A 10,484-nucleotide genomic window follows, 5' to 3' on the forward strand; every position below is an offset into this window, starting at 1 on the left:
TCGATAAAGCTGTGAATATAGGAGTAGGGGTTATATTAACGCTAACAAAGAATAATTTACCTGAAACACTTTGTGCTGTTTGAAAGTTAAAATCAAGAGGCCCACTTAGTAATGTCAGATTGACAAACCCAGATCTAGGATCCTGTGAAAAGTTCAAGTCAAACCAAGAAGGATCATTTATATCAAACGGAATTTGTAATCTAGTTAATAAGTACTAGTTCCTACTAATTGAACGTTAGCTTTTAAATGAATTAATGGTTCGATATAGTTACCAGGTCCAATAGAGATAGCATAACGTTTAGTTATGTTTAAGGGATCCGGAAATGGTGCAATAGCATCTGTTATTGATGCCATTGCTGCAGTTACTGTTAAAAATGGTGCGCATTCAGAACCATCAGCAGTAGCATCATTACCAGCTTTGTTTACATAGACAATTTGAGTGAATATTGGTAGAGGTTCTATGCATCCAGGTCCAGTAGGCCCGGTACCTCCAGTAAGTCCAGTGTCCCCAGTAGGCCCGGTACCTCCGGTAGGTCCAGTGTCCCCAGTAGGCCCGGTACCTCCAGTAGGTCCAGTGTCCCCAGTAGGCCCATCGGGTGGTCCGGTAGGTCCAGTGGGTCCAGTAGGTCCAGTAGGCCCATCGGGTGGTCCGGTGGGTCCGGTAATACCAGTGGGTCCGGTAATACCAGTGGGTCCGGTAATACCAGTGGGTCCAGTATTACCGGTAGGCCCAGTAGGCAGCGTGAATGGTGGAATAGCTGGTAAAGTAGGCCCGACTAAATTAGGAGTTATTGAAACAGAAGATAATAACTCGTCCATAATAATTTCACCTCTAAAAAATTAGTATTATTAATAATAAATGCGGAAATAGAGAAAAGCGAAATGGACAAGTGAAGAATTAGACAATGGAATTTTCCTAAAAGCATTACTTTAATTGAAAAGAGCACCATCAGGGTGTATGGTGCTCTTGGACCAAGAACTATATTTTGTATTTTTTATAGTCTGTATATGTATATGGTGTTGCTAATAAATGGTGAAAAAAGAAAAACTCACTGTATAAGTAAAATGGAAGTTAATGGAAGAATACTGCATACCAAAGAGACAGTAATGCAAGCCATCCAATTGTAAGTGCTATGTATTTTAAAATTTTCATGATTACTCCTTTTAGGTATAGTGTGCACCAGGATGGAGAATTTAATTGATTTTTTAACAAAATTCATATTTAAATAGAAAATGACAGCTGAAATGTCAAGGACATATTAGCTGTCACTGAAATAGATATTAACTCTTATTATTAGGTTTTTTAGTTGGCATTTTTGCTCTTATTTCTAGAAGAGATTGTACCAAAGATTGCCACGGACATTGCTTCGATTAAAGTCATAAAAATTGCACTCCATGTTGCAAATGACATAACTACACCTCCTAATAATAAATTGTTGTAACCATATATATTATTATATTGAAATTTATGAATACAAGATAGGGAAAAGGTTAGAAAACTAAACAAAATCGTTATTTTAAATGAAGAAGCCCTAGAGTTAGGGCTCTAGGGCTTCTTGTGTTGGTATAACTCACACGATTTTATAAAAAGAATAGAACGTACTGAAGATAACACATGAATGTTTCATAAATGTATCGGAAAAGTGAACAAAATCGTAATTTGAATAAAAAAATGGCTCTTACCATTACGTAAAAGCCCAATGAACAGAGAAAAAGTCGTTTGTGAAACCATATGGGGATCACTATAACATTTCAACACATAAACATAGTTGTCTATACATATTGGGCGTAATAGAATTGAAAAAAAACGCTAAAAAGGACCCAATTAGGGGTGCGGGTCCTCTTAACGGAACAATAGAACTTTACGGAATTACCAATACGTTGCCATAAAAGGAGAATGAGTGATGAAATATACAATTGTTAAATACGATATAGAGCTATGCTTCAATGAGAATACAGAAGCGGAAGTTATAAAAGTTGTAGATTGTGATTTAGCTATAGCTATAGGTGTTAACGTGTTGATAGATGGTAAAGTTTATCACGTTTGTGGAAAATATCCGCATAATAATTTAATTGGAGTTAAAAAAATAACATTACTATCTACACCGGTAGATAGTAAATATGAAAACCATTTAACATGTCCGTATTGTGGCGGAAAAAATAGAGATGCCAGAAAGCGTTCACAAGATAATAGCATAATTAATTGTGATAAGTGCGGTTCTGAAATTGAGTATTCAAGAGAAATCGAGATTACATATTCCACTACATCTGTTAAAAGGAACAATCCAATAAAACTTTAACAAAAGTTTTATCATTTTAGCCAAGAAAACTCCTTCCTCAAGGGGCGTGAAGCGTGGATTCGTAAGAGAAAAGGTTAATTAAATAAAAAAAGTGAAGGGTAAATACATAAACATGAATAATAGTAATATACATAAATCAGGTTATATTATACTTATATATTTTGTAATGACTCAACTTATTGGGATTATAGGTGTACAATTGCTAGCGAAGACGGGCTGGTATGATATTCAGGGAAACCAACAGCAAGCAATCCAACAACTTCTAGTGCATTGGGAACTAATTGGGTTTTCACTTACGTTGATAATCTTTTTTCTTATATATAGAAAAGAGTTAATGAAAGATACAAAGTTATCGATTAAATTATCAAGAAGCTCATTTGTATGGATTTTAGTTGGGATCATATTAGTATTTCTTGGGCAGATAATAGGTAGTATGTTAGATAAAAGTATATTTCAGTTAACTAATCAATCAGCAAATACGTCTAATACAGTCGCTGCTGCAGCAATATCTCCTATTGCACTTATTTCAATTGTTCTTCTTGCACCTTTAGTAGAAGAGTTTGTTTTTCGTTATGCGGCCATAAATATCTTAACTCAAAAGTTTAAACAAACTTGGAGTATATTAATAAGCTCATTGTTATTTTCCATTATGCATTTTGACTTTCCATTTATATTTGGATACTTTCTAATTGGACTTGTACTTGCTCTAGTATATGTGCGTACTAATAGGTTACTAGTATCATTTGTTGTACATGCTAGTATGAACTTAATTGTTGTCACACTTCAGATTTCTTCATAAAAGTGTGGTGCTAGCACATATTACATTGAAATAGGATGTTTTAAAAGAGGATACTATACCCGATAAAAGGTATAGTATCCTCTTTTTGTAAATTTAACATTTTTGATTTTTATGTACGTTGCTTCCATAAAAGACGATTACCAGATATCTCGAATCCATGTTTCGTATAAAAATTAATTTGTTTGGCTTTATGATGACTATCATCACTAACAATAAGACCGGTTATTTTGTCTACCTGTGAGTCTACTGCTATTTGTAGTAAATGTTTCATTAATATGCTTCCCAATCCCAAGTTACGTATCGGTTCTTCAATAAATATATCAGCAAGGTCTATAGTGGTTCTTGCCGATATATAATGTGCGTCCAGATATGGTTCGGGGAAAACCGTTCCTTTATTTGTAATCAATCGAATTTTTAACACAATTGAGTTTTCTTCGTATAAATTGGTATTTTCATATAAATGACGGTACACAATAATACCACCATTTTTAATATTGAGTACAGATAAAACTTGATATCCTTCCTTTAATAACAAGTTATATGTAGATTGAAGTTCATATTTCACATCACCAGGTACTTGTAATTTAACTTTGTGTATTTTACTTTTTCGAGGGTTATTGTTAATACTAAACATGTTATCACCTATCTTTATAATTAAATCACTAATACTTTATATTAGGTTAAATTGATTTTAAGAGAAATATAGGATCAAGTCAGAGTAAGGCACCAAAAGGTGCCTTACTCTGACTTGATCTACTTTAATTTTAATAACATCATTTTACAACCACAAATATATCTTTAATCTTTCATATAATATTTTATCATTTTTTCCAGTTAATTGCATGTAACTGATGAAAAATAGGTTATTTTTTGTAAATTCCTTTTCTCCATATCCACTCAATAGGACCATAGCGGAAATAATTACTCCAAATTTTGCTGAATATAATTTGTACAAATATAATGAAAAGCCCGAAGATACATAGTTTCCAGTAATATATGTGTGAGACATCTTTAAAGTACAACGAAAGAGTGACAAGAGTTAGTATACTTTGGCTAATGTAATTCGTTAAAGCATATCTGCCTACGTTCATAAAGGGGTACAGCCACTCTATATATTTTTTATTCTCACAAACTCTAAGTAGAGTACAAATATAGAATATAGCTAGCGTTTTCCCTCCAAATAGAATCCATAGTTGTATATCCAGAGAGTAATAGACATCCGTTTTTATAAAATAGTAGATAATAGGACAAGAGAGAAGAAATGAAATGCATAACGAACTCCACTGTAAAAATATAATTTTCTTTATTAATTCCGGTACTCTTTTAAAAATATCTTTCTTACCAGCCCATAAACCGATTAAAAATAATCCTATATATTCAGGAATTCCGATTAGTAGTTGTTGGGGTTCCTCTATCATCAGAAAAAACAAACGTGCTTTTACTTGATATAAATAATGTGTAAATAGATTTACCGTGTGGTTGGTAGTGTTGCCTGTAAACATATATTGATAGTAAGTTGGTACTTCAGGAATAGAAGAACTTGCTTGTAAAAATACAATAATATGTAATACATAACTAACCGTTAGGAAACTACAACCAGCTATAAAAATAAGCTTAGTAGATTGCTTATAAAAGAACAATAGAATAAATCCTGCTATAGCATACGCATGTAGAATATCTCCATACCATAGAAAGATAAAGTGGAGTAAACCGAAGAGTAGCAAGATACACAATCTGCGGCTAAATAGTCTATACATTGGATATCCTTTTGTTTGTGTATTTTTCATAAAGATATATAACCCTACTCCAAATAAGAATGCGAAAATAGTATAGAACTTTGATTGTATAAACAAATCTACTAAAAAGCGAATCACTTTATCTATACCGGAGTAACCTGCTTGATTAAAGGGATCTAGTCCCGTCATAGTGGGTAGATTCGCAAAAAGGATACATAGTATAGCTATACCTCTTATTATGTCTAAAGAATGAATACGGGCGTTTTGTGGCATGTAAATTCTCCTTTCTTACAAAGAAAAACGAGCACTAAATTAACTAGCGCTCGAATTACGTCTCGCAAAGAATCCGTCATATGTAGCAGCTGACACTGCTCCTTCTAGACGTTCAACTTCTTCACCTCTGTTATAAGCTACAACAACTGGAGTACCTGGAATGTCGAACTCTTGGAAGGCACTTTGATTTTCTGGCCTAGAGATATCAATTCGATAGACGGTTCGATCATGCTTTTTCGACATACTATTGATATCCGGTGCGGCCTTTTTACAAAAATGACAGGTTGGTTGATAGTAATACGCAATGAACTCTTCATGGGATTTTATTTTTTGATTTAATTCTTCTTTTGAAATATCTTTTATATTTTCAGGTGCTTCTTTTACATCTGCAGCAGATACAATTGTTTTTTCTGGTGTTACTATTTCTGTTTTGACTGATTCATTTTTAGTTAAAGTAAAGATCGTGATACCAATAACACATAAAGTTGTTATAACTGCTCCGATTTTGTAGATTTTTTTCATAGTAAATTCCTCCTTAAAGTAAAAAAAGGACAAACCTCGCCCGAGTTAACAGGGCGTAAGGTTTGTCCTTCACGCTACGTACAATAGAGTATAAACAATGGAAACAAATTTTCTACCTATATAATAACATAAGATTCATATAGAATGCTATAATAATCTTAAAAGAAAAGCAAAGAAACAGCTTATTATATAATTTCACGTACCAGATTAAAAATAAAAAATTAATACCCATAACAATAAAGGGGTACGGCTCTCTTTTTTTATTTTCATTCGACAAAATATGACAAAATAGTTGTAACCGTTTCTGTTATGATAGTTTTGGAAATCTTACATTTTACATAACTGGAGGAACGAAAATGTATAAAAAAATGGGTACAATTGCTTTAGCAGGAGCACTTGCTTTTAGTTTAGCTGCATGTGGTGAAACAGAAGTTAAAGAAGTAAGTAAAAACGATGCGCCTAAACAAGAAGAAAAGAAAGACAAAAAAGCATCTACTGAAAACAAAGTTTATAAAATCGGGGATACAGTAGAAGTTAATGGTCTACAACTAACTTTTAGTTCAGCTAAATTCGTTGAACCTAACGAATACATCAAAGCTGAAAAAGGAAAAGTTTTAGAAATCGCATTTAATGCTAAAAACAACGGCAAGAAGGATATATATTTCGGAACTTCTGAATTAAAAATTGCTGATGCTGAAGGTAACCAATTCAAAGAGTACTTTGGTGGAGGAGATTCATTCGTAAACGAAAATATTGCACCAGGTAACCAAATCACTAACAAAATGACATTTGACGTTCCTGAAGGTGATAAATTCGTTGGTACATTCAAACCAACATTTACATTTGATGAAAAATCTGTGAAATTCGAATTTGACGTAGCTATATAAGGAGAAATTAAAATGAAAAGAACAGCTGAATTTGTATTAGGACTTATTGGTGGGATTTTTGGTATTATTTGTGCATTTATTGCATTATTAATCGGTGGTATGGGAGCTGCTTTCGAAGCTGACGGCGCAAATACGATTATCGGATTAGGTTGGGGTGCTGTAGGCCTATCAATCTTAGGAATCGTTGGATCTGTTATGGTAAGAAATAAAGCGAAAGTTGGCGGTATCATGATGACAGTTGCTGCTATTGGCGGGTTCATCTGTATCTCTATCTTTTACTTATTACCAGGAGTATTATTATTAATCGGTGGATTAATGGGAATCTTCCGTAAAGACAAAGCCCCTGTATCTGCGTAACATGAGCACTCGAAAGAGTGCTTTTATTTTGCAGATTAATATATTCATATTTGGGAGGACTGCAAATGAAATTATCTAATAAAAAACTAATTTTTGGCGGTATAGGTATATTAATTTTACTTTTTATAAGAGGTCTATATAACAGCCATAAGATTTATGAAGCAACAACTGAACCTTATAAGACTTTTGATGTCGTTGGTGAAGCTATCGCCGGAACATTAACATGGTTCAGTATAATTACCCTTGCCGCTTCACTTGTGTTTCTTATTATTGCTTTGATTAGAAAAAAACAATTGATAAAAGATAAAAGGCCATTTCTACGATCTTTGATTACATTTGGCGTATCAGCTGTATCCTTTATCCTATTGATCATAATAGGAATGGTTTACGCTCTTGAACATTATGCAAGTAACGAACAGGCCACTTCACAGCTAAAATCCGAAACCAATTACCAAGAAACGGATGATAAATCTAAAGAGATTGATAAATTAAAAGGCGATATCTCACTACTGGAAAATCAAAACAAAACTTTAGATGCTGAAGTGAAAAAACTAAAAGAAGAGTTGGCCAAGAAAGAACAACAAGTACCACAAGAACAACCTAAAAAAGAAGAAGTAAAACCCGAGCCTCAACAACCTGCTTCTCAACCGGAAAAGAAAGAAGAACCTAAGCAACAACAACCTACAGGTTCATTTGCAAATCCAGTTAAGGATATCAATAAAACGGAAGCTATAAATAAGGTGAAAGAAAAAGCAAAGCAAGACTTTAAAGATGATTACATGACTCAGAACTTTGTTGCTAATGAGCAAACTAAGGCGTACGATTTCTTATATGGGGTCGAAATAAAATCACAAGAAGAATTAAATATTATGAAAAACGCATTAAAAGATTTCCCTAATGATTTCATGACAGCTAAGTTTGTTTATGAAGAACAGATGAAAGCGAAAAATAAGCAATAATAGAGGTTATGGATAAGGTAGTGAAGTAAGCGGTGGCACTCGAAAGAGTGCTTTTATTTATGAATTAAGACACAAAAGGGGATTAAACAGTGAAACTGACTTTATTTACAATATCTAATGAACAAATCAAAGAACAATTGAGCAAGTTACAAACGAAGGTTGAGTCTTTGGAGACCGTGAAAGACGTGCAAGATAAAATCATTTCTGCTAAGGATAGCCAAATATCATTTTTAAATGATTCGATCGCCAACATGTGGCAACCGATTGCAATCGTTGCTGGAATAGCAGGTTTAGTTATTACAGGTGCCTTTGCTTATGTATCTATTCTGCATCATCAAGCTAAAAAGAAGAGAGAGGAAGTTGAAGAGCTAATACAGCAATCTCATTCTATATCAACGGTAGCTCAAGAAAGATTAGAAGAATTAGAAGAAAAACAAAAAGAACTTAATAAATTATCCTCTTCTCTTGCAAATAATCAAAAAGTAGATATAACACTTAACAATATAAAATTCACATTAGATTTTATAAGCAAATCCCTAATGACTTTATACTCTAACACATATGAGACATATTTAAGCGAGCCTACAGAACAACAAGAAGAATATTTTAGATTTAAAAATATCTACGAACGTTTAGGACAGAAATATATAAAAGTATCATTAAATTTCAATAAAAAAATAATAAGTGGAGAGAGTGCAAACCAACAAGATATCGAAATAATTAACAACTTAGAAAATGAATGTGTTGAACTAAAAACAGAAATATATGATTACCTAGAAAATCTCTAACAAAATATAGATTTTGTTCACATTTACGATACATTTATGAAACATTCATATGTTACGTTATACAAGTCCTTTTTTAGATCATTTTCATTCTGTCAAAAAGTCCTAGTCCCCTCTAGGACTTTTTACGTTTAAATAAAGAAGTATACCGGATTTCTCAATGAACAAAATAACTTAACATGGTAAAGTAATATTTGGATTGGCATCCAATACCATATTACTATATGATGGTTCAAGTCACAGGAAGGCACCTTAGGGTGTCTTTTTTATTGCATTTCGACATAATATGACAAAATAGTTGTGATTATATTTGTTATGATAGTTCAGGTAAATCTTATATTTTAAACACTGGGGGATACATACTATGAACAAAAAACTATTAACAACACTTACTTGTTTCGCTTTATTTATGGGATTAGCAGCATGTTCATCTAACGAGACAACAAGTACTTCCAAAGAATCTAAAGTTGAGCAAGAAGCACAAAAGGAAGCTGAAAAAGCGAAGAAAGCTGAAGAAAAAGGGACTGTGAAAAAGGAGAAAGCAGAACAAGAGACGGCTGAAAAGCAACGCAAACAGCAAGAAGAGGCTACAAAAAAGGAACAACCAACAACTACTTCTGGTAACACTATTAAAGGCTTAAAAGACGAACTATCCATTGGTATGCCATTTAAAGATTATCTTGCTAAAAAGAAATCATTAAATGTAGAGAATCCCTTCAGTATTTCACTCGGAAAAGGTAATGTAGGTAGTGTTCTTCAAGCTCAAGATGGAGTATTAGTTGTATGTATTGATGGAGAAAAGATATTCGATTTAAAAACATTTAAAAATGTTGATGAAGCTAAAGAATACGAAAAGAGCTTAAAAGTAAAACAATAGATTCGATTCATATTTCTCAATCACCAATATAACTTAATATGGTAAAATATTATATCCATAAAAAGGGGATTCGATATAATATTATTTATATGAAATATTAAAATGTAGATAGGGGAAGTGAATATGGACAAGAAGCTAACGTATTGGCTAGGATTTATTATAGGGGTAATAGTACTTGCAGCTGGTATGACTTATGGAATGTTACAGTTTGCTGAAGTACCAATGGGTAGTGAGAAGCATGCTTTTGCAGAGTCTGATTATAAAGAAGCACCACCATCGAATGAAGCTGAAATTGAAGGTTCAAATGCACAACTTCACATCACTAAAAATTCTACTGAAGAAGAAGTTATTTCAGCAATGCATAGCATGACTCATCAAAAAGTAAAAGCAAATGACGGACGGGGAGCAACTCCTATGTCTAAAAAGAATGCAGAAAAAGTAAGAAGCATTCTAAACCAAAACGATTTTAAGAACAAAGAAGAACTATTAGCAATCACTGAAAGATGGGTAAATAGAGATTTTAGTAAAATCGTAGAAGAACATAACTATTTCTGGGAACTTCAAGACGGCAAGATAGGTGAAGCTGCAGAAATGGATCCAATAGAAGAGCAAACATTCTCTTTAAATAATTTCGGTGATGAAGTAACAGCCGCATTACATAAATCAGGAGATCTTCAGTACGTTGGAGAATAATAAACATCTATAAATTATAGTTAGAAGCTTTCCTTTTAATATTTACCTTTTCTAAATTTCTTCAATACATAGATGTGATTCTCAAGTCGGAGGAAGGCACCTTAGGGTGTCTTTTCTTTTTTCTTATTTTTATTCAGAAGATATTCTAAATATTTACAAACTAACATCAGCAATCCACCAAAAAAGATTAAAGGAAACATTAAATAAACAACTATCATGAATCCTTCTATATGGGGTAGCACCACATCGCTATCAAGCTAATAGTTTTAATTACCCCCATAACGAAAATTTTACGC

The 10,484-nt window shown here is 33.0% G+C and carries 11 protein-coding genes and 1 pseudogene; 8 read left to right on the forward strand and 4 right to left on the reverse strand.

Translation table 11 applies throughout. The annotated features are described in order from the left end of the window. Nucleotides 1-819, reverse strand: a pseudogene (locus tag CER22_RS34240) (exosporium leader peptide-containing protein); the annotation flags it as partial. A 1,085-nt stretch (nt 820-1,904) separates the two neighbouring features. Here CER22_RS34240 and CER22_RS29965 point away from each other — a divergent pair. Both CER22_RS29965 and CER22_RS29970 read left to right on the forward strand, forming a co-directional pair. Continuing rightward, on the forward strand, nt 1,905-2,300 hold the full coding sequence (locus tag CER22_RS29965) for a hypothetical protein (protein ID WP_088610374.1): 396 nt from the start codon (nt 1,905-1,907) through the stop codon (nt 2,298-2,300). Between the two features lie 112 nt (nt 2,301-2,412). After that, on the forward strand, nt 2,413-3,099 hold the full coding sequence (locus CER22_RS29970) for a CPBP family intramembrane glutamic endopeptidase (protein ID WP_088610375.1): 687 nt from the start codon (nt 2,413-2,415) through the stop codon (nt 3,097-3,099). A 109-nt stretch (nt 3,100-3,208) separates the two neighbouring features. Here CER22_RS29970 and CER22_RS29975 read toward each other — a convergent pair whose 3' ends face one another. The 3 genes from CER22_RS29975 to CER22_RS29985 form a co-directional block, all read right to left on the reverse strand. Next, a complete protein-coding gene (locus tag CER22_RS29975; protein ID WP_088610376.1) occupies nt 3,209-3,733 on the reverse strand; it encodes a GNAT family N-acetyltransferase in 525 nt (174 codons plus the stop codon). 229 nt (nt 3,734-3,962) lie between these two features. After that, on the reverse strand, nt 3,963-5,108 hold the full coding sequence (locus tag CER22_RS29980; RefSeq protein ID WP_088610377.1) for a DUF418 domain-containing protein: 1,146 nt from the start codon (nt 5,106-5,108) through the stop codon (nt 3,963-3,965). Between the two features lie 39 nt (nt 5,109-5,147). Further along, nucleotides 5,148-5,630, reverse strand: a complete 483-nt coding sequence (locus tag CER22_RS29985) for a thioredoxin family protein (protein WP_088610378.1) — start codon at nt 5,628-5,630, stop codon at nt 5,148-5,150. Between the two features lie 356 nt (nt 5,631-5,986). On the opposite strand from CER22_RS29985, the gene CER22_RS29990 reads away from it, so the two are divergent. The 6 genes from CER22_RS29990 (at nt 5,987) to CER22_RS30015 (ending at nt 10,188) form a co-directional block, all read left to right on the forward strand. Beyond that, nucleotides 5,987-6,517, forward strand: coding sequence for a DUF4352 domain-containing protein (locus tag CER22_RS29990; RefSeq protein WP_088610379.1), 531 nt, complete (start codon nt 5,987-5,989; stop codon nt 6,515-6,517). A 12-nt stretch (nt 6,518-6,529) separates the two neighbouring features. Beyond that, on the forward strand, nt 6,530-6,874 hold the full coding sequence (locus CER22_RS29995; protein WP_088610380.1) for a DUF4064 domain-containing protein: 345 nt from the start codon (nt 6,530-6,532) through the stop codon (nt 6,872-6,874). 380 nt (nt 6,875-7,254) lie between these two features. Next, nucleotides 7,255-7,833, forward strand: coding sequence for a hypothetical protein (locus CER22_RS33930; protein WP_256943768.1), 579 nt, complete (start codon nt 7,255-7,257; stop codon nt 7,831-7,833). A gap of 89 nt (nt 7,834-7,922) precedes the next feature. Further along, the gene (locus CER22_RS30005; RefSeq protein WP_088610382.1) at nt 7,923-8,621 is read left to right on the forward strand and encodes a hypothetical protein; all 699 of its coding nucleotides are present in this window, start codon (nt 7,923-7,925) and stop codon (nt 8,619-8,621) included. A gap of 361 nt (nt 8,622-8,982) precedes the next feature. After that, nucleotides 8,983-9,495, forward strand: coding sequence for a hypothetical protein (locus tag CER22_RS30010; RefSeq protein WP_088610383.1), 513 nt, complete (start codon nt 8,983-8,985; stop codon nt 9,493-9,495). A gap of 123 nt (nt 9,496-9,618) precedes the next feature. Further along, nucleotides 9,619-10,188, forward strand: coding sequence for a PRK06770 family protein (locus CER22_RS30015; RefSeq protein WP_088610384.1), 570 nt, complete (start codon nt 9,619-9,621; stop codon nt 10,186-10,188). The last annotated feature ends 296 nt before the right edge of the window (nt 10,189-10,484 follow it).

It is taken from the genome of Bacillus sp. K2I17, assembly GCF_002209985.1.
Taxonomy (GTDB): Bacteria; Bacillota; Bacilli; order Bacillales; family Bacillaceae_G; genus Bacillus_A; species Bacillus_A wiedmannii.

What these genes read in the sequence shown, in the direction of transcription:
- CER22_RS29965 (WP_088610374.1), top strand. Translation starts at nt 1,905, where the DNA reads ATGAAATATACAATTGTTAAATACGATATAGAGCTATGCTTCAATGAG.
- CER22_RS29970 (WP_088610375.1), top strand. Translation starts at nt 2,413, where the DNA reads ATGAATAATAGTAATATACATAAATCAGGTTATATTATACTTATATAT.
- CER22_RS29975 (WP_088610376.1), bottom strand. Translation starts at nt 3,733, where the DNA reads ATGTTTAGTATTAACAATAACCCTCGAAAAAGTAAAATACACAAAGTT.
- CER22_RS29980 (WP_088610377.1), bottom strand. Translation starts at nt 5,108, where the DNA reads ATGCCACAAAACGCCCGTATTCATTCTTTAGACATAATAAGAGGTATA.
- CER22_RS29985 (WP_088610378.1), bottom strand. Translation starts at nt 5,630, where the DNA reads ATGAAAAAAATCTACAAAATCGGAGCAGTTATAACAACTTTATGTGTT.
- CER22_RS29990 (WP_088610379.1), top strand. Translation starts at nt 5,987, where the DNA reads ATGTATAAAAAAATGGGTACAATTGCTTTAGCAGGAGCACTTGCTTTT.
- CER22_RS29995 (WP_088610380.1), top strand. Translation starts at nt 6,530, where the DNA reads ATGAAAAGAACAGCTGAATTTGTATTAGGACTTATTGGTGGGATTTTT.
- CER22_RS33930 (WP_256943768.1), top strand. Translation starts at nt 7,255, where the DNA reads ATGGTTTACGCTCTTGAACATTATGCAAGTAACGAACAGGCCACTTCA.
- CER22_RS30010 (WP_088610383.1), top strand. Translation starts at nt 8,983, where the DNA reads ATGAACAAAAAACTATTAACAACACTTACTTGTTTCGCTTTATTTATG.
- CER22_RS30015 (WP_088610384.1), top strand. Translation starts at nt 9,619, where the DNA reads ATGGACAAGAAGCTAACGTATTGGCTAGGATTTATTATAGGGGTAATA.